The sequence below is a fragment of the Xenorhabdus sp. KJ12.1 genome (assembly GCF_963876495.1).
GTDB classification, from domain to species: Bacteria; Pseudomonadota; Gammaproteobacteria; order Enterobacterales; family Enterobacteriaceae; genus Xenorhabdus; species Xenorhabdus stockiae.
This window is the reverse complement of the sequence record NZ_CAWNQH010000094.1, coordinates 108,110-133,235: the sequence shown is the minus strand read 5'-3', so window position 1 is coordinate 133,235 and position 25,126 is coordinate 108,110. Positions and strand designations below refer to the sequence as shown.

21 protein-coding genes and 1 riboswitch are annotated in these 25,126 nt (G+C 46.7%); of the genes, 13 read left to right on the top strand and 8 right to left on the bottom strand.

The window, feature by feature from the left end; all coding sequences use genetic code 11:
• Window positions 1–2 precede the first annotated feature (2 nt).
• On the bottom strand, window positions 3–590 hold the full coding sequence (locus AACS92_RS17140) for a GrpB family protein (RefSeq protein ID WP_099108994.1): 588 nt from the start codon (window positions 588–590) through the stop codon (window positions 3–5).
• 58 nt (window positions 591–648) lie between these two features.
• A complete protein-coding gene (gene plsY / locus AACS92_RS17135; protein WP_099108993.1) occupies window positions 649–1,308 on the bottom strand; it encodes a glycerol-3-phosphate 1-O-acyltransferase PlsY in 660 nt (219 codons plus the stop codon).
• A 115-nt stretch (window positions 1,309–1,423) separates the two neighbouring features.
• Here plsY and folB point away from each other — a divergent pair, with 115 nt between their 5' ends.
• Window positions 1,424–1,777 (top strand): bifunctional dihydroneopterin aldolase/7,8-dihydroneopterin epimerase, encoded by a 354-nt coding sequence (folB, locus tag AACS92_RS17130; protein ID WP_099108992.1) that lies wholly within the window; start codon window positions 1,424–1,426, stop codon window positions 1,775–1,777.
• Here folB and AACS92_RS17125 read toward each other — a convergent pair.
• On the bottom strand, window positions 1,774–2,934 hold the full coding sequence (locus tag AACS92_RS17125; RefSeq protein ID WP_099108991.1) for a multifunctional CCA addition/repair protein: 1,161 nt from the start codon (window positions 2,932–2,934) through the stop codon (window positions 1,774–1,776). The genes folB and AACS92_RS17125 overlap by 4 nt on opposite strands.
• 88 nt (window positions 2,935–3,022) lie before the next feature.
• Window positions 3,023–3,643 (bottom strand): TIGR04211 family SH3 domain-containing protein, encoded by a 621-nt coding sequence (locus tag AACS92_RS17120; RefSeq protein ID WP_099108990.1) that lies wholly within the window; start codon window positions 3,641–3,643, stop codon window positions 3,023–3,025.
• Window positions 3,644–3,954: 311 nt separating this feature from the next.
• On the opposite strand from AACS92_RS17120, the gene AACS92_RS17115 reads away from it, so the two are divergent.
• From AACS92_RS17115 to hldE, 3 genes are all read left to right on the top strand, one after another.
• Window positions 3,955–4,914: a CYTH domain-containing protein gene (locus tag AACS92_RS17115; protein WP_193756875.1), complete on the top strand. Its 960-nt coding sequence runs from the start codon at window positions 3,955–3,957 to the stop codon at window positions 4,912–4,914.
• A 16-nt stretch (window positions 4,915–4,930) separates the two neighbouring features.
• On the top strand, window positions 4,931–7,804 hold the full coding sequence (glnE, locus tag AACS92_RS17110; protein WP_099108988.1) for a bifunctional [glutamate--ammonia ligase]-adenylyl-L-tyrosine phosphorylase/[glutamate--ammonia-ligase] adenylyltransferase: 2,874 nt from the start codon (window positions 4,931–4,933) through the stop codon (window positions 7,802–7,804).
• 87 nt (window positions 7,805–7,891) lie between these two features.
• On the top strand, window positions 7,892–9,316 hold the full coding sequence (gene hldE / locus AACS92_RS17105; protein ID WP_099108987.1) for a bifunctional D-glycero-beta-D-manno-heptose-7-phosphate kinase/D-glycero-beta-D-manno-heptose 1-phosphate adenylyltransferase HldE: 1,425 nt from the start codon (window positions 7,892–7,894) through the stop codon (window positions 9,314–9,316).
• 112 nt (window positions 9,317–9,428) lie between these two features.
• On the opposite strand, the gene ubiK is transcribed toward hldE, so the two are convergent.
• Window positions 9,429–9,728, bottom strand: a complete 300-nt coding sequence (ubiK, locus tag AACS92_RS17100; RefSeq protein ID WP_099108986.1) for a ubiquinone biosynthesis accessory factor UbiK — start codon at window positions 9,726–9,728, stop codon at window positions 9,429–9,431.
• Window positions 9,729–10,023: 295 nt separating this feature from the next.
• Window positions 10,024–10,225: riboswitch (FMN riboswitch) on the top strand.
• 119 nt (window positions 10,226–10,344) lie between these two features.
• Between ubiK and ribB the strand changes: the two genes are divergently transcribed.
• Both ribB and ygiD read left to right on the top strand, forming a co-directional pair.
• Window positions 10,345–10,998 (top strand): 3,4-dihydroxy-2-butanone-4-phosphate synthase, encoded by a 654-nt coding sequence (gene ribB, locus AACS92_RS17095; RefSeq protein ID WP_099108985.1) that lies wholly within the window; start codon window positions 10,345–10,347, stop codon window positions 10,996–10,998.
• Between the two features lie 328 nt (window positions 10,999–11,326).
• The gene (gene ygiD / locus AACS92_RS17090; protein ID WP_099108984.1) at window positions 11,327–12,103 is read left to right on the top strand and encodes a 4,5-DOPA dioxygenase extradiol; all 777 of its coding nucleotides are present in this window, start codon (window positions 11,327–11,329) and stop codon (window positions 12,101–12,103) included.
• 133 nt (window positions 12,104–12,236) lie between these two features.
• Here the strand turns inward: ygiD and AACS92_RS17085 are convergent, their stop codons facing one another.
• The 3 genes from AACS92_RS17085 to tolC all read right to left on the bottom strand — a co-directional run bounded on the left by AACS92_RS17085 (window position 12,237) and on the right by tolC (window position 15,647).
• Window positions 12,237–13,397, bottom strand: a complete 1,161-nt coding sequence (locus AACS92_RS17085; RefSeq protein WP_099108983.1) for a glutathionylspermidine synthase family protein — start codon at window positions 13,395–13,397, stop codon at window positions 12,237–12,239.
• A 23-nt stretch (window positions 13,398–13,420) separates the two neighbouring features.
• Window positions 13,421–14,095: a DUF1190 family protein gene (locus tag AACS92_RS17080; protein ID WP_193756882.1), complete on the bottom strand. Its 675-nt coding sequence runs from the start codon at window positions 14,093–14,095 to the stop codon at window positions 13,421–13,423.
• Between the two features lie 181 nt (window positions 14,096–14,276).
• The gene (gene tolC, locus AACS92_RS17075) at window positions 14,277–15,647 is read right to left on the bottom strand and encodes an outer membrane channel protein TolC (RefSeq protein WP_099108981.1); all 1,371 of its coding nucleotides are present in this window, start codon (window positions 15,645–15,647) and stop codon (window positions 14,277–14,279) included.
• 218 nt (window positions 15,648–15,865) lie between these two features.
• On the opposite strand from tolC, the gene nudF reads away from it, so the two are divergent.
• The 7 genes from nudF to ftsP all read left to right on the top strand — a co-directional run bounded on the left by nudF (window position 15,866) and on the right by ftsP (window position 25,035).
• Window positions 15,866–16,537 (top strand): ADP-ribose diphosphatase, encoded by a 672-nt coding sequence (nudF, locus tag AACS92_RS17070; protein WP_099108980.1) that lies wholly within the window; start codon window positions 15,866–15,868, stop codon window positions 16,535–16,537.
• Window positions 16,538–16,643: 106 nt separating this feature from the next.
• Window positions 16,644–17,483: a 3',5'-cyclic-AMP phosphodiesterase gene (gene cpdA, locus AACS92_RS17065; protein WP_099108979.1), complete on the top strand. Its 840-nt coding sequence runs from the start codon at window positions 16,644–16,646 to the stop codon at window positions 17,481–17,483.
• On the top strand, window positions 17,483–18,091 hold the full coding sequence (yqiA, locus tag AACS92_RS17060) for an esterase YqiA (RefSeq protein WP_099108978.1): 609 nt from the start codon (window positions 17,483–17,485) through the stop codon (window positions 18,089–18,091). The genes cpdA and yqiA overlap by 1 nt, the downstream gene beginning before the upstream one ends.
• Window positions 18,092–18,222: 131 nt before the next feature.
• On the top strand, window positions 18,223–20,118 hold the full coding sequence (gene parE / locus AACS92_RS17055) for a DNA topoisomerase IV subunit B (RefSeq protein WP_099108977.1): 1,896 nt from the start codon (window positions 18,223–18,225) through the stop codon (window positions 20,116–20,118).
• A 98-nt stretch (window positions 20,119–20,216) separates the two neighbouring features.
• On the top strand, window positions 20,217–22,469 hold the full coding sequence (gene parC / locus AACS92_RS17050; protein ID WP_099108976.1) for a DNA topoisomerase IV subunit A: 2,253 nt from the start codon (window positions 20,217–20,219) through the stop codon (window positions 22,467–22,469).
• A 79-nt stretch (window positions 22,470–22,548) separates the two neighbouring features.
• Window positions 22,549–23,280, top strand: a complete 732-nt coding sequence (locus tag AACS92_RS17045) for a 1-acylglycerol-3-phosphate O-acyltransferase (RefSeq protein ID WP_099108975.1) — start codon at window positions 22,549–22,551, stop codon at window positions 23,278–23,280.
• 330 nt (window positions 23,281–23,610) lie between these two features.
• A complete protein-coding gene (gene ftsP, locus AACS92_RS17040) occupies window positions 23,611–25,035 on the top strand; it encodes a cell division protein FtsP (protein WP_099108974.1) in 1,425 nt (474 codons plus the stop codon).
• Window positions 25,036–25,126 lie beyond the last annotated feature (91 nt).

The window sequence follows — 25,126 nt, the reverse complement described above, 5'->3', positions numbered from 1 at the left end:
AACTACAGTAAGCCTTGGTGCTTGAATATCTTCATGTATATTTCATGCACAACCGCATGTTTTCTCTGATTGTAATCCATAACGTGAGTTACATTATCCGCTGCCTGAAGTTTAGCAGAGATATAGCGTTCCCGATCTTCAGGATGTTTTCTGAGCCAGTCGCGGAATAAAATATGGCGGATATGTTCAGGGCAGGCAGGGCCAAATACGTGGAGGTTGGCTCTTGGCTTTGCCAGACGAAAACAGCGATGCTGATAAAAGCTGGGTTCACGTACGGTTAAGTAGTAACCTAGCGTTTCCAGTGCTGGCAAATACTTTCTTTCCTGTATGGGATCTTCCACAATAAGATCGATATCGATGATTGGCTTGGCGGCAAGATAAGGCACAGCCGTTGAGCCAACATGTTCCAGCCGGAGGACTGTGCTGCCCAGTACAGATTTTATATCAGTAGAAAGTTGTTGCCACTGAGTGACCCATTCAGGGTCATAATCCACGACTTCGATAACTTCTTCGATAGGTTTTCCATGCACCCACGGATTTTCATTGGGATCTGGCGGCGGGAAAAAAGTAATCTCTTTTGGGGCAATCAATTATGTCTCTCCATGCTATTTGGAAAGAGGGAATAGCCCCCTCGCGGGGACATTCGTGTTAATCGTCCTGTTGTTGCTGTTCCTTCTCTGCCTGAACTTTTTCTTTTTCAGTCATTTCTTTTTTCTTTTTCAGTTTATGCCAGATACGGCTTTCCTGTCCTCGCCAGAGACGCTGAATATTATCGTGATGGCGCATAAGTATCAGGCATGAAAGCATGGCGACGGGAAAGGTAAATTCAGGTTTAAACCACCAGACGTAGAAAGGTGCAACCAGCGCACCGATAATCGCGCCCAATGAGGAGTAACCGCTCAATAATACGGTCAGCAGCCAAGTGCCGGCAATTAACCCCATAAGATCCCAGCCAATGGCAGCGATGGCACCGAATGCAGTGGCAACGCCCTTACCACCTTTGAAATGGAAGAAAACCGGGTAAATATGCCCTAAACAGGCTGCGATAGCGATAATGCCTAAATAAAAGGGTTGAATGTTGAGCTTATATGCCAGCCAGACAGGGATCATGCCTTTCAGTACATCGCAGATCAGTACTGCGAATGCGGCACTTTTTCCGCCGATACGCAGTACATTTGTTGCTCCCGGATTACCGGAACCATGCTGGCGCGGATCGGGTAATCCTGCCAGACGACAGATCAATATCGCGCTGGATATAGAGCCACATAGATACGCGAAGATGATCATACCAAGCGCGATAGCACTCATAAGATATCTCCAATGTCCAATGAATAAGGGTCGTTTTCTTTACTATAACAATGGATAATACGCACATTTAGTCGGAAGTGGTATCCGGTGAACTAAAAAACGGGGAAACAGCGTGATGGATATCGTATTTATTAAAGAATTAACCGTTATTACTACGATTGGCGTATATGACTGGGAACAGACGATTAAGCAAAAACTGGTGTTCGATATCGAAATGGGCTGGGACAATAAACGCGCAGCTTCCAGTGATAATGTTGAGCACTGTCTGGATTATTCTCAGGTTAGTGAAACGGTGATCCGGCATGTAGAAAACCAGCGGTTTGCGCTGGTAGAACGTGTGGCGGAAGAAGTGGCGGATATTTTACTGAATCAGTTTCACTCGCCGTGGGTCAGAATTAAAGTCAGTAAGCCCGGCGCTGTGGCACAGGCAACCAGTGTGGGTGTCGTGATTGAACGTAAAGCTAGCTAGCACTGGATTTGTTCCCAGTCGGCGATGGCGAGCTGGCGTTGTCGTTCTAATTCTGTGCGAATCTCTACTCCCTGAAAACCACGGGCAATGATTTGCTGAACACTGACTTGAGCAGCTACAGTAAAAGCGCCGCGTAAATAGTTTTCAGAGGGATAGAGTGGTGTTTTCGAGCCAGTGAAGGCACAGATATCGGCTTTACTACAGACAATTAACTGCTCAAGACGCTGCGGTTTGCGCCATACATCGATGGCATTGAACAACGCCAGCACTTTTTCTGGCGGTAGTTGTTGAGCCGTATGTACCCAACCGGAATATTGAGCCACGATACCGGCAAGATCCCGTACAGAATTAGGAATACGTAACCGTTCACACAATTGTTTAATCTGTTCACTTTCGATGTGAGTGCACAGTGAAGCAAACCGAATATCAGTATCTGTGCTCAGGTAAGTAGACATCTTCAGGACGTTTAGAGAATGAACGCCCATATTTATATCTGTGTACTTGAGAGGGGCATCAAGCAGGTTATTGAGTTCCGGAAAAAGAACAGCCAGAGCGCCACAATTGCGTAAAACCTGAAAATAAACCTGTGGGGATTGCGATGCGAGTGCTTTTTCAGTTTCCCGCCAGACTCGCTCAGGGGTTAGGGATGACAATTCACCACTCGCTGTCATTTCAGTGATCAGCGCCTGCGTTTCCGTTGCAATGGAAAAATCTAAATGTGCAAACCGGGCTGCAAAGCGAGCCAGTCGTAATACCCGCAGCGGGTCTTCTGCAAATGCTGCTGAAACATGACGGAGGATGCGGTTTTTCAGATCTTCAACGCCCTGATATGGGTCGATCAATTCACCTTCGGCCGTTTGTGCGATGGCATTGATAGTCAGATCCCGACGCAAAAGATCTTCTTCTAGTGTGACATCAGGAGCGGCATAACAGGTAAATCCGGTATATCCCTGACCGGATTTTCGTTCTGTACGTGCCAGAGCATATTCTTCATGGGTTTGAGGATGCAGGAAGACGGGAAAATCTTTCCCGACCTGTTGATATCCCTGTGACAGGAGTTCTTCAGGGTTGCCGCCAACAACAACCCAGTCTCTTTCTGTAACCGGCAGATTCAACAGTTGATCACGAACAGCTCCGCCAACCAAGTAAACTTTCACGCTTGTGTCCTTTAAAGCTATATCCTTAAGACTCTGTTCTTGAATCGATATTCATGAACCCTGCATCCTTAAAACCGGTGTTTTAAAATCAGCTCATCCAGCGATCTTTGCGTTTCCGACGCGGGATAATATGTGGCAGAACAAGCCCCAACAGCAGGCCGATACCAGCGACAGCACCGCCATACATGAACCACTGCAAAATGATTTCTCTTTGTTTATCATCGAGCTGTAGGTTAGCAATTTCTACTTTTTTCTCCGCTACAGTCAGCTTGTTATGGAGTTTTGTATTCTCGGCTTTTAAGTCATTGATGATTCTATCGCTGGCAGCGACTTTGTCCTGCATTTCAGCAGTACGCTCATTCCAGCTATTATCAATATTAGCCAATTGCTCAGTCAGCGTTTTAATTTTCTGCTCCATAGCGGGAATACGCTCGTGCACGCTGGGAATAGCGCTGAGTTCACTGGATAAGATCCAACTTGTACGCCCTTTGCTGTCCTTTATCTGCGAGTAGCCATTCTCTGATTTAGGATTCACCAGAATGACTTCTGAACCGGCATTCAATGAGCCCATGATGCGGTTCTGATTACTTGGGCCGCTACGAATGTAGGCTGATAGTTCATCGGAAACATAACGTTTTTCTTCAGCATGCACGGATAACGGAAGTGTAAAACCAAGTAATAAAATAAGTAATCGATGTAGTTTCTGCATTCTGTTGTCAACTGTTTTGGTGTATGTGATTAACGTGATTTAAGCTATCCAATTTTTCAAACTACTCAGGCTGATAGTAAAGAGTTAAGTTTGTGGGTGCAATCAGTAAACCAGAATGAATGTTCAATCAACTGACCGAATATCGATATTGTTAGGGTTTTTTTGATGGAGTAGCACAATCATTGTTGAGAGAACAGGCTATTGTGGTTTATTTTTCATATTCTGAAAAACTTCTCTGAAGAATTTCCCTGAAAAAACCGTGGACAGGATGAAAAACGAACCGCGCAGTATGAACCGAGAGAGAGATAGATATGCGTTCTGTAGAAGTAGAGTTGAAACTGTCAGTAAAACCCGAAACGATATCGACAGTACGCGACCGATTATTCCAGCTTCCTAATCATTACACCTCACCACAACATTTGACCAATATTTACTTTGAAACATCGGATAACCAGCTGCGTCGCTGGGATATGGGGCTGCGTATTCGTGGCTTTGACCACCAGTATGAAATGACGATTAAAACAGCCGGACGGGTTATTGGTGGCTTGCATCAGAGACCAGAGTTCAACGTTCCTCTTCATCAGCCAAAACTGAATTTAGCCCTGTTTCCTGCTGATATCTGGCCTGAAAATACCGATATTACTCAATTGCAGTCTGCGTTGGCGGATCTGTTCAGCACGGATTTTTCCCGTGAAAAATGGCTGGTGAACTATGGACAGAGTGAAATCGAAGTGGTTCTGGATCAGGGAGAAATCCGTGCCGGAGAGAAAGCCTCGCCTATTTGTGAATTTGAACTGGAGCTGAAAACCGGACAGGTGTCTGATGTATTGTCACTAGCTGAGGAGCTGGCGGTTCAGGGGGGCTTACGGCTGGCAAACAGTAGCAAAGCGGCACGGGGCTATGCGCTTGTCAGAGAAGCCTCGTCCATTAACTTGGTCAGTATGAAAGCGGAGATCTCTGAAACGCCGGAATGGCAGCAACCGTTATCTGTTCTTCTGACAGATATCCTGCAACAGTGGCAGGAACAAGAGGAAGGATGGCTGGCAGGGATCAATGCAGGAAAAGCAGGCTTAGAGAAAGTTTTAAAACGGGCAGGACTACTGGTTGAAAAGCAAGGCGGAACAGCTCCGGCACTGGGTTTATTGTCTGAATTAGAAGAGAGCCTTTCTATAGCCGATGCAGAGGCTGGTGCAGAAAAAATGTGTTACAGCGCGAAATGGTTGCAATGTAAACTGGCACTGACTCAGTGGTTGATGACCCAATTACCATAAACAATGGAACCTGACTATGCTGCCACTTTCATCTGTTTTAACTCATCAATTGAAGCACACGGTGATGCACTTTCAGCCATCATTCCGGCAATCAGAGGCAATCGCAGACAACTTTGCACCTCATGAACAGGCGGTGCTGGCGATAAGTGACTTTGTAGCAGAAAATTTGCTGACTCGCGCTGAATGGCTGGATGAGATCCGTCAGGATCCTCCGCAGCCTGATGAGTGGAAATACTATTCTACATGGTTGGCTGAATGGCTGAATCAGGCTTTGTCTTCAGCCAATGACGAAAATGGACTAATGCGGTCTTTACGCCTTTTCCGTAACAGAATGTTGGTGAGAATTGCATGGTCACAGGCTCTGCGCAGCAGTACAACAGAGCAGATACTGCAACAATTGAGTGTACTGGCGGAAACACTGATTATTGCTGCCCGTGACTGGTTGTACCGTCATTGCTGTCAGAGTTGGGGAACTCCCACGGATCAGACTGGTGTTGCACAGCCACTATTGATCCTCGGTATGGGTAAATTGGGAGGAGGAGAACTTAATTTTTCTTCTGACATTGATCTGATTTTTGCCTATCCGGAAAACGGTGTGACACGAGGTGGTCGCCGTGAAATGGATAACGCGCAGTTTTTTACCCGACTGGGGCAGAAACTGATCAAGGTATTGGATCAGCAGACGATCGATGGTTTTGTTTATCGTGTTGATATGCGATTACGTCCGTTTGGTGATAGTGGGCCGTTGGTATTCAGCTTTCCGGCACTGGAGGATTATTATCAGGAACAGGGGCGGGATTGGGAGCGTTACGCGTTAATCAAGGCGCGGATTCTGGGGCATGATGATCAGGCTTACTGTAACGAATTACGCCAGATGTTGAGGCCATTTGTCTATCGTCGTTATATTGATTTCAGTGTGATCCAGTCGTTACGCAACATGAAGAATATGATTGAGCGGGAAGTTCGTCGGCGGGGTTTAAAAGACAACATTAAATTGGGTGCCGGTGGAATTCGGGAAATTGAATTTATCACACAGGTATTTCAGTTGATCCGCGGAGGCAGAGAACCCATCCTGCAATCCCGTTCATTATTACGGGCACTGGAAGCCATCGAAACATTGGCATTATTAACTCAGGAGCAGGTCAGACAACTCAAAGAAAGTTACCTGTTCTTACGTCGGCTTGAGAATTTGCTGCAATCCATTCGTGATCAACAAACCCAGACGTTACCGGAGAGTGAGCTGGATCGTGCCCGTTTATGCTGGGGAATGGGATTTTCTGACTGGGATCATTTAACAGCAGAAACAGAAAAAAATATGTTGGTTGTGCGGGATATTTTTCAGCAGCTGATCGGTGATGAAACTGAGGGTAATGGTGAAGTCTCCGCTCATGTGCCGTTTAAGAGCTTATGGCTGGAGTACCTGAACAGAGACGAACTGATGGCACTTGTTCCTCATCTCAGTGAACCTGAAGCCCAAAAAATGCTCGAGACGATGGTGTCGCTACGTAATGATATCAGTAAGCGTACCATTGGCCCACGGGGGCGTGACGTGCTGGATCATCTGATGCCACGTCTGCTGGCAAAAATTGTGGCAAGAGAAGATACCAATACCGTATTGGAGCGGGTTATTCCCTTATTACTGAGTATCGTCAGCCGGACAACCTATCTGGAGCTGATTCTGGAATCAGAACAGGTGATGACCCATGTTATTCGTTTGTGTGCCGCTTCTCCGATGATTGCCTGCCAGCTTAGCCATCACCCTCTATTACTGGATGAATTACTCGATCCGACTTCCTTGTATAAGCCATTACCGTTGGATGCATATCGGGATGAGCTGTATCAATACTTATTGCGTATTCCTGAAGATGATGAAGAGCAGTTACTGGAAGCTCTGAGGCAGTTCAAACAGGCACAACTATTGCGGATAGCCGCAGAAGATATCGCGGGAGCACTGTCGGTTATGAAAGTCAGTGATCATCTGACTTATCTGGCTGAGGCGATTATCGGTGCGGTTGTGCATCTGGCATGGAACCAGATGGTAAAACGTTTCGGCACACCAACTCATTTATCGCAACGTCAGGGGCTTGGTTTTGCCATTCTTGGCTATGGCAAATTAGGTGGATGGGAACTGGGTTATGGTTCTGATTTGGATCTGGTGTTTTTACTGGATTGCCCGATTGGGGTAATGACTGATGGTGATCGCTCCATTGATGCCCGTCAGTTCTATTTGCGTCTGGCCCAGCGGATACTTCATTTGTTCAGTACCCGAACCGCGTCAGGGGTGTTGTATGAGGTGGATGCCCGACTACGGCCGTCCGGCGAGTCAGGCATGTTGGTCAGTACTCTTGAAGCCTTTGATGAATATCAGAAAAAAGAGGCATGGACGTGGGAACATCAGGCTTTGATTCGTGCCCGGATGGTATTTGGTGATGAAAAAATGCGGAGCGATTTTGAGCGTATTCGCGGTGAAACGCTATGTATGCCACGGGAGCCTGAACTGTTGCGCCAACAAGTACGTGAAATGCGCGAAAAAATGTATCGGCATCTGGGAAGCCACCAACATGGTCAGTTTGATATTAAAGCTGATCCCGGAGGGATCACCGACATTGAATTTATCGCCCAATATCAGGTACTGCGTTACGCGCCAGAAAATGCCAAACTGGTGCGCTGGTCTGATAATGTCCGCATTTTTGAGTTAATGGCTGAATACAATATTATGGGCGAGGAGGAAGCAAGTGCATTGACACAGGCTTATATCACTCTGCGCAATGAACTGCACCAGCTTGCTTTACAGGCACTATCCAGTCATGTACCTGCTGAACGGTTCATCCAACAGAAAGCACTCGTACACAATAGTTGGCAGAAATGGCTTGGAGATAAAGCACAGTGAGTTTGGCTTTTTCTGAGGGTTCTTTCTGGCATTCTGGCTGGTTATGGTAATATCCGCCACAATTTATTCTGATATTTGGAGCATGGGATGAACGTAGCACTCCCTGATTTTCACCGTGCAGGTGTTTTGGTTGTTGGCGATGTCATGTTAGATCGCTATTGGTACGGCCCAACCAGCCGCATTTCACCGGAAGCGCCGGTTCCTGTTGTTAAAGTTGACACCATCGAAGAGCGTCCGGGCGGAGCAGCTAACGTTGCTATGAATATCGCATCATTGGGCGCTAATTCACATTTAGTCGGGTTAACGGGTATTGATGATGCTGCCCGTGCGTTAAGCGAAAAACTGAGCAGCGTGAAAGTCCGGTGTGACTTTGTTTCCGTTTCAACCCATCCTACTATTACGAAATTACGCATTCTTTCGCGTAATCAGCAACTGATCCGTCTGGATTTTGAAGAAGGCTTTCAGAACGTAGATGCTCAGCCCATGCTGGAGAAAATTCAGCAATCTCTGCCAAATATCGGCGCACTGGTATTGTCCGATTACGCAAAAGGTGCGCTGAGTCAGGTTCAGGCAATGATTAAGCTGGCAAATGCTGCTGGTGTCCCAGTTCTGATTGATCCTAAAGGTCACGATTTTGAGCGTTATCGTGGCGCAACACTGCTGACTCCGAATATGTCAGAATTTGAAGCTGTGGTTGGTCATTGCAAAGATGATGATGAACTGGTGCGTAAAGGTACGCAGTTGGTACAGGATCTGGAACTGAAAGCGCTGTTAATCACCCGTTCAGAGCGTGGCATGAGTCTGCTGCGTGTCGGGCAGCCTCCTTTACATCTGCCCACTCAGGCGCAGGAGGTTTTTGATGTAACGGGCGCCGGTGACACGGTAATTGGTGTGCTGGCAACGGCTATTGCAGCCGGTAAACCACTGGCTGAAGCCTGTTATCTGGCTAATGCGGCGGCGGGAGTGGTAGTCGGAAAACTGGGTACTTCCACTGTTTCCCCGGTGGAATTGGAAAATGCCGTGCGTGGACGTGCAGAAACAGGCTTTGGTGTGATGAATGAATCACGCCTGAAAGAAGTTGTTGAACAGGCACGTCAGCGCGGTGAACGTATCGTAATGACAAATGGTTGTTTCGATATTCTCCATGCCGGGCACGTTTCTTATTTGTCCAATGCCCGTAAACTGGGCGATCGCCTAATTGTGGCCGTTAACAGTGATGCCTCAACCAGACGCCTGAAAGGTGAAACGCGCCCAGTCAATCCACTGGAGCAGCGAATGATTGTACTGTCTGCACTGGAGTCAGTAGACTGGGTCGTTGCATTTGAAGAAGATACGCCGCAGCGCCTAATTGCGGGCATTTTGCCTGATATTCTGGTCAAGGGCGGGGATTATAAGCCCGAAGAGATTGCTGGCAGTGAGGAAGTCTGGGCCGCTGGTGGTGAAGTGCAGGTGCTGAATTTTGAAGACGGGATCTCAACGACCAATATTATTAAGGCGATAAAAAGTCAGTAATTTGATCTGAGCCATAATGCCGTTATGTTTTTTGCGTAATTTAACGGGTGACATCAACGGCATAGCCTGAATGATTGGGAGAATTGTATTTTGTTGCAATTCTCCTTATGTATTAATCAGCTTTCTTTTCGCCATGACTCTCTTCGGCATCAATCGCTGTTTTTGGGGTTTCGAAACGAGCTTCCAGTTCGTTCAGGCGCTGTTCCATACTGATCAGTTTTTCACGGGTACGCAGTAACACCTGAGTCTGAACATCAAATTCCTCACGGTTGACGAGATCCAGCTTGCTCAACTGAGATTGCAATACAGTGCGCAATTTTTTCTCTATATCATCACCAAACTCTTTTACACCTTTTGGCATCGCATTGTGGATTTGGCGGGCAATTTGTTCAATTTTTTTGGGATCGAGCATAATGGGTATCCTTTTACTGACAGCATCGTTTATACACGTCGTCTTTCAAGCTGCCTCTTTGTTGGCTGCGTTCGCTCACCCTAGTCACATAGTTATCTATGCTCCTAGGGGTTTACTCCCTTGCCGCCGCGATGCAGCTTGAAATCCATTGTGTATAGTCACCGGGCTGTTATTAATAAAAATAATGTTGTCGCTATTTTAATACCTGTTGGCGAAAGCACAAATGATTGAGAGACAGGTTTTATATTTGGTTTTTACTAATTGCCCTGATGAAGCATTAACGTTATAGTCGAATGGTTTATCTCAGGGCAGGGTGAAAGTCCCTACCGGCGGTAAAGTGAAATCATCTTCTGGTGATTTTATGAAGCCCGCGAGCGCTCTATTTGTCGTTATTCCGTTGTTGTTAACAATAAAAACAACCGGGGTATAAATAGAGGTCAGCAGATCCAGTGTGACTCTGGAGCCGACGGTTATAGTCCGGATGGGAGAGAATAACAGCATCAATCGGGCGCTTGCGCTCGTCTGTTGTTTTTGTTGCTTCATTTTTAAGCAATATCAACTCCTCAAAATCGCCCTGATTCTGGTAACCCACATACTTAAAAGAGGTTTTTTTACCATGAATCAGACGCTACTTTCTTCTTATGGCACCCCATTCCAACGTGTTGAACGCGCGATCGCGGCTTTACGTGCAGGCGGTGGGGTAATGGTATTGGATGATGAAAATCGTGAAAATGAAGGTGATATGATTTTCGTTGCCGAAACCATGACTGTAGAACAAATGGCATTAACCATCCGTCATGGCAGCGGCATTGTGTGTCTTTGCATGACAGATGAGCGCCGTCGGCAATTACAGTTGCCTATGATGGTGGAAAACAATTCAAGCCAGTATCAGACGGCTTTTACTATCACGATTGAAGCTGCACAGGGAGTGACAACAGGCGTATCTGCCGCAGATCGTATTACAACCATTCGTGCGGCTATTGCAGATGGCGCGCAGCCTGATGATCTGAATCGTCCGGGGCATGTTTTTCCTCTACGAGCGCAGAACGGGGGGGTTTTGACCCGCCGTGGTCATACAGAAGCAACGATTGATTTGGTCAAACTGGCAGGCTTTAAACCAGCGGGTGTGTTGTGTGAGCTAACGAATGATGATGGCTCCATGGCCAGAGCACCTGAGGTGATTGAATTTGCTCAACAGCACGATATGCCAGTGGTCACAATTGAAGATTTGGTTGAGTATCGCATTAAAATGGAAAAAGCTGTCAGCTGATTCAGCACAGTTTTCTTCTGCTGGTATCGTCCTCCATTAGCATGGAATATTTCATGGTTCTTAATTTGTAGCTGATAGAACTAAATTCTGAGTCATGATGGGTAAAAAAAGTTCGGAATAAAAGGCCGAACAGGATAGAATATATCAGTTCTTATCGCATGTACGCTTATAAGGCCGCAGTCCACACCCTGTGGCCTTTCAGTATTTTTAAAGTACCCCATCATTTTTTGATTGGCCATATTCAGGGAAGAAACATCATAATCTTGCCATAATTTTTTTGTCGCTATCCATAATCCACCATGTTTGATTTGCTGTATGAGGGACGAGAATGAGTCTCCTGAGAATGCCCGCCTTGTTCATTGGTCACGGTAGCCCAATGAATGCCATTGAAGATAATTGTTATTCACGAGCCTGGTTTGAGTTAGGACAAAAACTGCCCAGACCAAGAGCCATTCTGGTAATTTCTGCGCATTGGTATATAGATGGTACTGCTGTGACGGCAATGTCTCAGCCCAGAACTATCCACGATTTTGGTAATTTCCCCCGTGAGTTGCATGAAAAACAGTATCCAGTGAAAGGTTTTCCTGAACTGGCTGTTTTGGTACAGGATATTCTTGAGCCGATTGAGGTCGAAACTGATTTTGACGAATGGGGATTGGATCATGGTTCCTGGGGAATATTAGCTAAAATGTACCCTGATGCGGATATTCCGGTGGTACAGCTGAGCATAGATCGTAATCAGTCGACTGCTTTCTATTATGATATAGGTAGAAAACTATCTATGCTACGGGATGAAGGCGTTATGATCATCGGCAGCGGGAATGTTGTGCATAACCTGCCAGCCGAAGAGTTGGGTGCAGAACCTTACCCGTGGGCACTCTCTTTTGAGCAGTTTGTACGTGAAAACCTGACGAGTATTGAAGAGCCACACCCGTTACTTCAGTCCTTAGACAGGGAAGACGGTAAATTATCCCACCCGACACCTGAACACTTTATGCCACTTTTTTATGTACTGGGAACATGGGATAAAGAAGAGCCAATTTCAACGCCCGTTGAAGGGATTGAAGATGGCTCCTTAAGTATGCTGACAATCCAGTTAGGGTAATTCCCTTCATCTTTCGAACGGGCACTTTATTGGCTATGTTCGTCCACCCCAGTCACATAGTTATCTATGTTCCTGGGGGTTACTACCTGTTCGCTGATGCTATGCAATTCAAAATCGATTGGATATGACTGAATTAATCCAGAATGATATGCGGATAGAAGCGGGACAGATCTTGTGTGATTAATTCACGGTCTTCGCGGATACAGATACCCGCAGCCTGATCGTTCACTAACCAGCTTCCTACCAGCGCATGGTTATCGCCGAATTTAGGCAGGGCATGGAACTGCTGAACAATCATGCCTTCTTCACCATAAGGGCCATCTGCACTGGCTATCTCTCGGCCATTCTCGATAATACGGATATTGGCCCCTTCACGTGAAAATAAAGGCTTAATCACGTAGCTGTCCATGTCTGCCGGACGTTCATCAGCAAAGTAAGCAGGCAACAGATTAGGGTGATTCGGGAACATTTTCCATAGCATCGGCAATAATGCTTTGTTGGAAAGAATACTTTTCCATGCTGGTTCGAGCCAACGGACTCCGGCATCAGCCAGTTTGGTCGAGAAGATTTCACGCAGCATGAATTCCCACGGATACAGCTTAAACAGATTACCGATCACCTGATCCTGTAAATCCGTAAACTGCCCCTTTTCACCCAGACCGATATCTTCAATAAACAGGAATTCTGTCGGAATACCGGCTTCTGAAGCACAATCCTGCAAATACTGGATTGTACCACGGTCTTCTTCACTATCCTGACAACATGCCATATGCAGCAGACCAAATCCGTGTTTTTCACGTAATTGCGCAAAACGCTCGATCAGCTTTTCCTGTAGGCTGTTGAATTGGTCTGCATTTGACGGTAGATGACTAGCATTGACCTGATCTTCCAGCCAGATCCACTGGAAGAATGCCGACTCATACAGGGATGTCGGAGTATCGGCATTATTTTCCAGCAGTTTTGGTGGATTCTGACCATCGTAGGCAAAATCCAGACGGGAATAGAGTGAAGGCTGGCTGGTGACCCATGAAGAGCGGACAAACTCCCAGCAATGCTTAGGGATCTGGAATTTTGTCAGCAGCTCTTCACTATTGACGACTTTTTCCACAACCTGCAAACACATCTGATGCAGCTCTGCGGTAGCATCTTCAATTTCTTCAATCTGACTCAGACTGAACTGATAATAGGCCTCTTCACTCCAGTAAGGCTGGTCATACATGGTATGGAAATTGAAGCCATATTCTGTTGCTTTTTCGCGCCAGTCCGGGCGCTCAGTAATACTAATGCGTTTCATCTTGACTTAATACTCACTTTGACTTAGCCACCCATTGAACGGGAAGAACTGGAACTTGAGCCAGCAGATGAACGCTGCATACTGGATTGTTTTGCCACCGAATCACCGAACCCGCCACGGGTAATTGTCGTTGTGGTTGCCGGTTTTGGTGCCATTGCGGTCTTTGGTACAGACATGCTGCGGCCGCCAGCGGTAGCCGGGCCATAACTTTTACCTGTAGCGTCAACAAATTTACCATTAGCCGGGCTGCTGGCTGATTTTGATGAGAACAGCGGTTGCGAAGGCGCAGATCTGTTACCCATCAGTTGCCCCATCATATAACCCGCCATCAAAGGCATCCAGAAGCTTCCGCCACTGCTTTGTGCCTCAGCCTGACTACCGACGCCTGCCTGTGCAGGAGCCTGAGTACATTGCTGTTCACCAAATTCGGCCACACAGTCTTCACGGGTCGCATATTTTGGTGCAGTTTTCTCTGCTTCTTTCAGGGCGTTGTTATAAGCAATGGTACATTGTTCACTTTGAGAAGGATTTGCCTTGGAACACTCATCGGCATTGGTATAAAGCGATACCGTTTCATCGTTCTGTTCACAGGCAGAAAGCATGAAAACAGCACTGACAGCGAGTGCTACAGGTGCCAGACGATATTGTTTCCACGCTTTGCGGAAACTATCGCGGTTAATCTCTTTTGTCCGTTTCATTGTCATAGGGAGCATCCATCTTAAAGGTATCAGATTAGATTAAGAGCTAATCCCACCAGTAATTCACAATGGGATGGCTCATTAGGATCTATTAAAAAATAGCCCACACAACGGCGGGCTGTTTATTGAGTATAGCGCGTTTAATATAACGTTTTTTAATCTAAAACGATAGCGCATTAATTCAGCGAATTGATGGTGTTTTCATCTCTTTAATAATATTGCTGGCAGAGGTTGAAACCTGTGTTCCCAGTATATTATTCAGTGCCGCTAGATCGTCTTCGTTCAAAGTACCACGGGATTGCTGATTAACCAGCAGACTTATCAGGTACTTATAGCGTGCCTGAGACAGATTCTTTTTGGCTTGATACAGTTTGGTGGTTGAATCCAGCACGTCAACAATAGTACGGGTTCCTACCTGATAACCGGCTTCCATTGAGTGCAGTGAACTTTCTGCGGAGAGCACGGCTTGTTTGTTCGCTTCAATGCTACTGATAGACGCTCCAATATCATTGGAGGAAGAACGAACATCCTGAATCACCTTACGGTAAGTATTTTCCAAATCCTGACTACTGGAGAGGAAATCATATTTAGCCTGTTCTACCTGAGAGCTGGTTGCACCGCCGCTGTAAAGTGGCATGCTGAATGAGACACTGACAGAATTGTTGCCTCTATATTGATTGCCACTGGCACTGGCACTGCTATGACGCGTGTGTTCATTATCAACCCCTGTACTGGCTGACAACTCGAGAGTTGGCATATAACCAGTCTGAGCATCTTTGATTTGCTCACGTTTCAAATCCTGCATCAGGCGTGCAGATAACAGGTTGAGATTGCGGTTTTCGGCTTCTTTCAGCAAGTCTTCAGCTGGTTTTGGCTTACTTGTCTTGAAGTGATCAATGTTCAATGAAGCTAGCTGCGGGTAATAAACGCCGGTAATCAGACGCAATTTTTCCAATGAATTATCCAGCTCATTACGGTCATGAACTTCCTGTGCCAGAATAGAATCATACTGGGCACGGGCGTTCTGGACGTCAGTAATGGCGGCCAGCCCCACATTGAAGCGCTGGGTTGTCTGATCCAGCTGCCGGTAGAGTGAGGATTTCTGAGCTTCGCTATAGGTCAGAGCATCAATTTTGCTCAGGACATCAAAATAAGCGTTGGCGGTATCCAGAATCAATTTCTGCTGAGCTGCCTGATAGCTGATATCGGCAATCCCAGCTTTCTTTTCTGCCTGATTCAGTTTACTCCAGATGGACATATCAAAAATGCTTTGTTTCAGCGATAGAGTTGCTCTGGTACCATGAGTTTCCTGTTTACCGCTGCGAAAATTTTTGCCATAGTTGGCTCCCGCACTTAGGCCTAACTGAGGCAATAAAGGGCTGCGGGCGACATCAATCCCTTCAAAAACCGAATTGCGATCAGCCAGCGCCTTAAGCAACTCAGGGTTAGTTTCTTTCGCCTGTTTATAAATTTGTAACAGGTCTTCTGCGTGGCCTGAAGTACTGAAACCTACCAGATTCATAGCGATAAAAAGAGATAGCAATTTTTTCATTTGCGTTCCTTGTTGTGCAGCTATTTTGCTTAAGTTGCCTCTGCATAAAAACAATATCACAGATTCTAGCAGAGAATACTTGCAGTATAAGGTGGCTGTTTGTGCCATATTGCCTTATTTTCTAGAGTGTTTGTATCTTCAAAATCAATTTATTTAGAACAATGTGAAAAAATACATTTTAATAGTAGAGAATTAAAAGATAACAAACAGGAGCTTTTATGTGCGAAGATCTTACCTCACCGCTTATTTCTACAAAATCGATAGATTCAGAAAAACCATTTACGTTTTCGAAACAAGATGTTGAAGTCATTTCCCGAAAAACACTCTATCACGGTTTTTTCAAAATGACGGAGTATCAATTCAGACACCGTCTGTTTCGTGGAGGATGGAGCGAAAATATTAAGCGTGAAGTATTTGAACGGGGTCATGCCGGTGTTTTGTTGCCTTATGATCCGGTGCGTGATGAAGTTGTCCTGATTGAACAGATCCGCATTCCGGCGATAGAAACCAGCCAGACGCCATGGTTGCTGGAAGTGATTGCCGGCATGATTGAAGAAGGGGAAGATGCTGAGCAGGTTGTCCGCCGTGAAGCGATAGAAGAAGCAGGTATTGAAGTTAAACGTTGCCAGCCGGCACTGAGTTACCTTGCAAGCCCCGGAGGAACAACAGAGCGCATGAGTATTTTTGTAGGAGAAGTCAACTCTTCTACTGCTCCAGGTATCCATGGTCTGGAAGGGGAAAATGAAGATATCCGGGTACTGGTTGTCAGCAGAGAGCAGGCTTATCAATGGGTTGAAGAGGGAATTATTGATAATTCAGCTTCAGTGATTGCAATACAGTGGCTGGCATTGCACCATGAAAAACTGAAAAAAGAGTGGCTGGAAATATAAACGGCAATTTTGTGTTGGGAAACGTGAAGTGTGCCCCAGTCAGCAGATCTTATGCATAAAGACACGTTAGAATGACCCTCTATGACCGACAGGAAAAGGAAACCATTTGGAAAGCCTGCTTGAAATACCTGTGGCGAAAGGTGCCACAGCAAGAATATTGCAAATCACTGACATGCACCTTTTTGCCAATAAAGGTGGCTCACTGCTGGGTATCAATACCTATCGCAGTTATCATGCTGTGTTGGATGCGATCCTTGAGCAGAATATTGATATTGATTTGGTCGTTGCGACCGGCGATTTAGTTCAGGATCAGACTCCCGGTGCCTATCAGAATTTTGTTGAAGGCATTGCCCGTTTGCCCGCCCCTTGTGTCTGGTTACCCGGTAATCACGATTATCAGCCTGCTATGGTTGATGTACTGGCGGCGGCGGGGATTTCACCTTCCAAGCAAATATTCATCGGCCAGCACTGGCAGCTTATCATGCTGGATAGTCAGGTGCAGGGTGTTCCCCACGGCGAATTGACGGAATACCAGCTGGAATGGATGAGTAAATGTCTGGATGAACACAGTGATCGTCAGGCGATTGTCATGCTTCATCATCATCCTGTACCATCCGGCTGTACATGGCTGGATCAGCACAGTCTGCGCAATGCTCCTGCACTGGCAGAATGCCTGAAGGGTAAATCGCAGGTGAAAACAATACTGTGCGGGCATATCCATCAAGAGCTGGATGTAATGTGGAATGGTATTCGTGTGATAGCAACACCATCAACCTGTGTGCAATTTAAGCCACATTGTACTAATTTTATGCTTGATACAGTGGCTCCGGGTTGGCGTTACCTTGAATTGCCTGTAACTGGTGGCGGAGAAGCAGAACTGCAAACGCAGCTTTATAGGCTCAAGAGTAATGAATTTTGCCCGGATTTAGATTCGGACGGGTATTAATGTCAACGTTACTTTACCTACATGGTTTTAACAGTTCATCCCAATCAGCAAAAGCAACTGCGCTGAAAACATGGTTGCACCAGCAGCACCCTGAAATAGAGATGCTGGTGCCGCAATTGCCTCCTTACCCCGAAGATACGGCAGCTTTACTGGAAGAAATAGTGATGAGCCGCTCAGGGGAACACATCGGTTTGGTTGGTTCCTCATTAGGAGGTTATCTGGCCATCTGGCTTTCACAATGCTTTGGCCTGCCAGCCGTAGTCGTCAACCCTGCGGTTCGTCCATTCGATCTTCTTCAGGATTATCTTGGGGAAAACGTGAATCCTTATACCGAAGAGCGGTATACTCTTGAAGAAAGCCACATTCATGACCTCAAAGTAATGCATATTGACCCGCTGGAATCACCGGATCTTATCTGGTTATTGCAGCAAACCGGGGACGAAGTGCTGGACTACCGTCAGGCGGTTGCCTACCTGATGCAGTGCAGACAAACCGTCGAATCTGGTGGAAATCATGCATTTATTGGTTTCGAATACTATTTTCCTCAAATCATTGACTTCTTGGGGCTAGCCAGCGGCAATAGTAAAAAAATTGCCAAAAATAGGTAAGCGACTGGTATTATCAACAGTATCTATCCAATGGATTCCGGGTTAACGCCGTTCTGATGGTGTTCCGGAATACGTAGGGTAATCAATACTGATTGGCCCTTTAATCATGAAGCAACCGACAGAATTACAACATGACTCAATCTAGTTATAACGCAGAGGCCATTGAAGTCCTCAGTGGCCTGGAGCCAGTTCGTCGCCGCCCAGGAATGTATACCGACACCGCCCGCCCGAACCATCTGGCACAGGAAGTGATCGATAATAGTGTGGACGAAGCGCTAGCTGGTCACGCAAAGCATATTCAAGTGATTCTCCACAGCGATCAGTCTCTGGAAGTGATAGATGATGGCCGTGGTATGCCGGTTGATATCCATCCTGAAGAAAAAGTATCAGCAGTTGAATTGATCCTGACCCGTCTGCATGCAGGTGGTAAATTTTCCAATAAAAACTACCAGTTCTCCGGTGGCTTGCACGGGGTTGGTATTTCGGTCGTTAATGCTCTGTCCAAACGGGTCGAAGTGACCGTTCGTCGCGACAGTCAGGTTCATCAGATCGCCTTCGAAAATGGCGATAAAGTACAGGAACTGGCTGTTATAGGTAGTTGCGGAAAACGTAATACCGGGACCAGTGTGCATTTCTGGCCGGATGAAAGCTATTTCGATACTCCCCGTTTTTCGACTTCACGTCTGGCTCATTTGTTGAAAGCAAAAGCAGTTCTGTGCCCCGGCGTTGAAATTATCTTTAAGGATAAACTGGCCGGAACCGAGCAAAAATGGTGTTATGCCGATGGGCTGACTGACTATTTGCTGGAAGCGGTTAATGGGCTGGTGACATTACCTCAGGCCCCGTTTGTCGGTGCACTCAGTGGCGAAACTGAAGCCGTGGACTGGGCGTTGCTCTGGCTGCCGGAAGGAGGTGAGTTACTGGCGGAAAGCTATGTTAACCTGATCCCGACAATACAGGGCGGTACCCACGTCAATGGCTTGCGTCAGGGGTTGCTGGATGCCATGCGTGAGTTCTGTGAATTCCGCAACATTTTGCCTCGTGGCGTCAAACTTTCTGCTGACGATATCTGGGATCGCTGTGCTTATGTATTATCCCTCAAAATGCAGGATCCACAATTTGCCGGGCAGACTAAAGAACGTCTGTCATCGCGCCAGTCTGCGGCTTTCGTTTCCGGTGTTGTCAAAGATGCATTCAGCCTGTGGCTGAACCAGCATATTCAGGAAGCAGAGCAATTAGCTGAAATGGCCATTGCCAGCGCTCAACGCCGCATGCGCGCGGCCAAAAAAGTGGTACGTAAGAAGCTGACCAACGGCCCGGCATTGCCGGGGAAACTGGCTGACTGTACCTCACAGGATCTGAATGTCACTGAACTGTTTCTGGTGGAAGGGGATTCTGCTGGTGGCTCTGCCAAACAGGCCCGTGATCGTGAATTTCAGGCTATTATGCCTCTTCGCGGTAAGATACTGAATACATGGGAAGTCTCTTCAGATGAGGTATTGGCTTCGCAGGAAGTCCATGATATTTCGGTCGCAATCGGTATCGATCCTGACAGTGAAGATCTCAGCCAGCTGCGTTACGGTAAAATCTGTATTCTGGCCGATGCAGATTCCGATGGCCTGCACATTGCAACGCTGCTGTGCGCCTTATTTGTCCGCCATTTCCCGACGCTGGTCAAACGCGGTCACGTTTATATGGCGATGCCACCACTGTATCGTATCGATCTTGGCAAAGAAGTTCACTATGCACTGGATGAAGGTGAAAAGAGTGCGGTACTTGACCGCCTGAGCCGTAAGCGTGGTAAGCCAAATGTTCAGCGCTTCAAAGGATTGGGTGAAATGAACCCGATGCAGTTGCGTGAAACTACGCTAGATCCCAATACTCGCCGTCTGGTGCAATTGACTATCAATGATGAAAATTATCAGGAAACCCTTTCCGTTATGGATATGCTTCTGGCGAAGAAACGCTCGGAAGACCGCCGTAACTGGCTGCAAGAAAAGGGTGATTCCATTGATATTGAAGTATAGCAATTGAATTGAAATTTAAACCCGATAGATTTCAAGATGCATCGCGGCCAACTAAAGCGGCAACTTGAAAGATGACGGGTTTTGAGGAAATTATTAACATGAGTGAAATAACTCACGATGGAGTGGAACGTCAGCCGCTCCACACATTCACTGAAAACGCTTATCTGAATTATTCCATGTACGTCATCATGGACAGGGCGCTGCCTTTTATCGGTGATGGATTAAAACCCGTGCAGCGTCGTATCGTCTACGCGATGTCAGAGCTTGGGCTGAGTAGCAGTGCAAAATTCAAAAAATCTGCCCGTACTGTCGGTGATGTACTGGGTAAATATCATCCACATGGTGATAGTGCCTGTTACGAAGCGATGGTGCTGATGGCTCAGCCTTTCTCTTACCGTTATCCACTTGTGGACGGTCAGGGAAACTGGGGTGCTCCGGATGATCCTAAATCTTTTGCGGCAATGCGTTATACCGAATCCCGCCTGTCTAAGTATGCAGAGTTGCTGCTGAGTGAACTGGGGCACGGGACAGTAGACTGGTTGCCAAACTTTGATGGTACATTGCAGGAGCCGAAAATGCTGCCTGCGCGTCTGCCTAATATCCTGCTGAACGGCACAACAGGTATTGCTGTTGGTATGGCAACGGATATACCGCCTCATAACTCACGTGAAGTGGCCAATGCGCTGATTTCCATACTGGATAAACCAGAGTCTTCACTTGATGAAGTCATGGAGCACGTGAAAGGCCCGGATTACCCGACAGATGCGGAAATCATTACTTCGAAAGAAGATATCCGTAAGATCTACAAAAATGGTCGTGGCTCGATACGCATGCGTGCTGTGTGGTCAAAAGAAGAGGGTAACGTTGTCATTACCGCTCTGCCACATCAGGTATCTGGTGCGAAAGTATTAGAACAGATCGCCAGCCAGATGCGTTCGAAGAAGTTGCCGATGGTGGATGATCTGCGGGATGAATCCGATCACGAGAACCCGACGCGTCTGGTGATTGTGCCCCGGACTAACCGTGTGGATGTCGAGCAGGTTATGAACCACCTGTTTGTCACAACCGATCTGGAAAAGAGCTATCGTGTTAACCTCAACATGATTGGTCTCGACAATCGCCCGAGTGTTAAAGGTCTGGTTGAAATTCTCAGTGAATGGCTGGTATTCCGTCGTGAAACGGTACGTAACCGCCTTAACCACCGTCTGGAAAAAGTGCTCAAGCGACTGCATATTCTGGAAGGTTTGCTGGCAGCCTATCTCAACATTGATGAAGTGATCCATCTTATCCGTAGTGAAGATGAGCCGAAACCAGTGTTGATGCAGCGTTTTGGTTTAACAGAAACACAGGCAGAAGCGATTCTGGAACTGAAACTACGTCATCTGGCAAAACTGGAAGAAGTCAAAATCCGGGGTGAGCAGGATGAACTGGCAAAAGAGCGGGACAAACTTCAGGCTATCCTTGGCTCTGAGCGCAAGCTGAACACACTGCTGAAAAAAGAGATTATTGCAGATGCGGAAAACTATGGTGATAAGCGTCGTTCTCCGCTGAAAGAGCGCTCAGAAGCGAAGGCAATGAGCGATCATGATATTCTGCCATCAGAGCCGATTACGGTTGTGATGTCTCAAATGGGCTGGGTTCGTAGTGCGAAAGGGCATGATATTGATCCTACTGGTTTAAATTACAAATCTGGTGACAGTTATCGCGATGCTGTGCGTGGTAAGAGTAATCAGCCGGTAGTCTTTATTGACAGTACCGGGCGTAGTTATTCTATTGATCCTCTGGATTTACCTTCAGCCAGAGGACAGGGAGAGCCTTTGACCGGCAAACTGGCATTACCGGCCGGAGCATCCGTTGAGCATCTGCTGATGGAGAAAGAAGATCAGAAACTCCTGATGGCATCGGATGCGGGTTATGGCTTCATCTGTACCTTCAGTGACTTAATTGCCAAGAATCGGGCAGGGAAGGCCCTGATTACGTTGCCACAAAACGCTAAGGTCATGTCACCATTGGCGATCGGCAATGAACAGGATGATATGTTACTGGCGATCACCAAAGCGGGACGCATGTTGATGTTTCCTGTCGCTGATCTCCCACAGCTGTCAAAAGGTAAGGGCAATAAAATAGTTTCCATTACCTCGGCGCAGGCGGCTTCTGGAGAAGATATATTGAGCTGGTTGCTGGTATTGCCGCCAAAATCTTCAATCACGCTTTATTTCGGTAAGCGAAAATTACAGCTTCAGCCAGAGGAATTGCAGAAATTCAGGGCAGAAAGAGGCCGTAAAGGAACCGCCCTGCCGCGTGGCTTACAGCGTGTTGAGCGTGTAGAAATAGAAACAAAATTGAACTGAATATAACTTCATTTTTATATAATTAAATAACCCTGACAGCAGGCCAGTACAACACTGGCCTGCCTTGCAAGAGGAAACTATGCTAACCATTATTCGTGGGATCATTGTTATTCTGTTTACCTTTCTAGTCTGTATATTCGGCGGTATTTACTGTTTATTCAGCCCCCGGGATCCGCGTCATGTGATGACCTTTGGCCGTGCATTTGGCAAGCTGCACACAATATTCGGTATCAAACTGATTGAACGTATTCCTGAAGATGAGCCACAAGTTGGCCCAAGCATCTATATCGGTAATCACCAGAACAATTTCGACATGATAACCATGTCAAACGCTGTACAGCCCCGCACGGTGACAGTTGGTAAAAAAAGTCTGGTTTTTATTCCTTTCTTTGGTCAGTTGTACTGGCTGACAGGCAATATCCTGATTGACAGACAAAACCGGACAAAAGCACACGGGACGATTTCACAGGTTGTTGAGCAGATTAAAAAGAACCGTGTTTCTGTCTGGATGTTTCCGGAGGGTACCCGCAGTCGTGGTCGTGGTTTAATGCCGTTTAAAACGGGGGCTTTCCATGCAGCCATTGCGGCCGGAGTGCCGATTGTACCGGTTTGTGTTTCTTCAACACATGGCAAGATCAAGCTTAATCGTTGGAATAATGGCACGGTTATTGTTGAAATGCTGCCGCCGATTGATACAACAAAATATACAAAAGAGCGGGTTCGTGAATTGGCTGAACATTGTCATCAGGTGATGAAGGCCAAGATTGAAGCGCTGGATAAAGAAGTTGAGGAGCTTAACAAGCGAAGTTAATTGAATTAAAATAACTTACGCTATTTTTACGCAGTACTCCTTTCTGATATGGGGATGAATTCTGACTATAAATTTAAGATAGTTTTAGAATTTATCCCCTGTTCGCGATATGATTGCTTCTTGATAAATTAACGTTTTTTATTAAACGCAATCGATAAGATATATACCTATACCCAGTGGATTTCAACGAGTGTCCAGCAAAGACATGATGTGGAAGACAAAGGGTAGTACCGCCGCGATATAATTTGAAATCAATTAGATATGAATAAGCACTCAATTTGGGAAGTTATTCTTTCTTTTCGTGGCGCTCATTCCTGCCGTGGAGAAAATATGTCACTGAGTCGGCGCCAATTTATTCAGGCATCTGGTTTAGCAGTATGTTTAGGAGCGCTCCCCTTTGCTGTTCAGGCAGATAAAGACCAACAAATAGCATTACCTGTTCCCCCCTTACTGGAATCTCGCGGTGGCCAGCCCCTGTTTTTAGCTCTTCAGAGAGCCAGCTGGTCTTTTGACGGGGAAAATAAGGCATCAGTGTCGGGTATCAATGGTCTCTATCTGGGGCCGACTATTCGTGTCCGTAAAGGGGATAACGTTAAACTGATATACAGTAATCGCCTGTCAGAGCCGGTTTCAATGACTGTAAGCGGGTTACAGGTACCCGGAACACTGATGGGGGGTGCATCACGCCTGATCCCTGCTCATGGGAACTGGTCTCCGGTCATTCCGATTGATCAACCAGCAGCAACATGTTGGTATCACGCCAATACACCACACCGGATGGCGGAACAGGTTTATGCAGGGTTAGCAGGAATGTGGCTGGTGGAAGACGAAAATACCCATCGCTTGCCTTTACCCAGACATTATGGCGTCGATGATTTTCCGGTTATTTTGCAGGACAAACGATTGGATAATTTTGGTACGCCCCGCTATGACAAGGCTTCTGCCAGTCAGGGATTCCTTGGGGATACACTGGTTATTAACGGGGTGGAAAACCCGTTTATCGAAGTTGCCAAAGGGTGGATCAGGCTGCGTCTGTTAAATGCTGCCAATGCCCGCCGTTTCCAGTTACAGCTCAGTGATGGCCGGCCTTTCTATATGATTGCGACTGATCAGGGGTTATTGCCAGCGCCGGTGGCGGTTCAGACGCTTTCATTGGCACCGGGAGAACGTCGTGAGGTGCTGATTGATATGTCGAAAGCAGACAGTGTTGTTATCACGGCAGGAGAATCTGCCGGCATGATTGATCGACTGAAAGGGCTGTTTGAACCATCCAATAAATTACGCTCAACAAATGTTCTGACGATTAAATCAGGTGGGTTGCTACCTCTGGTCACAGAAGAGCTGCCCTCCCAGCTTGTGACTGATACGACTGGCATTGATTCCTCAATTCGCAACCGACAAATTGTTTTAGGGGATGAAACACAGGGCATCAATGGAGTATTACTGAATCCCAACCGAACCGACATTACCAGCCATCAGGGAGCATGGGAACGCTGGATAGTGACAACCTCGATTCCACAGCCTTTCCATATCGAAGGTGCCAGATTCAAAGTTATCAACCACAACGGGGTACAACCGGAGCCGCAGGATTATGGCTGGAAAGATACCGTTTGGGTGGATGGCAGAACTGAGCTGTTGGTCAATATGATGCAGCCATCCTATGAACACTACCCGTTTATGTATTACAGCCAGATATTAGAATGGGCCGATCGTGGCGTGGCAGGGCAATTGGTAGTGACTCCGGCGGGGATGTAAGGGAATACGTTTCACATTGATAAGTTGCTAATCTTATCGACTGTGACTACCCCTTTCCGTATAGTGTCCGCAATTTTCATACTACTTGCCT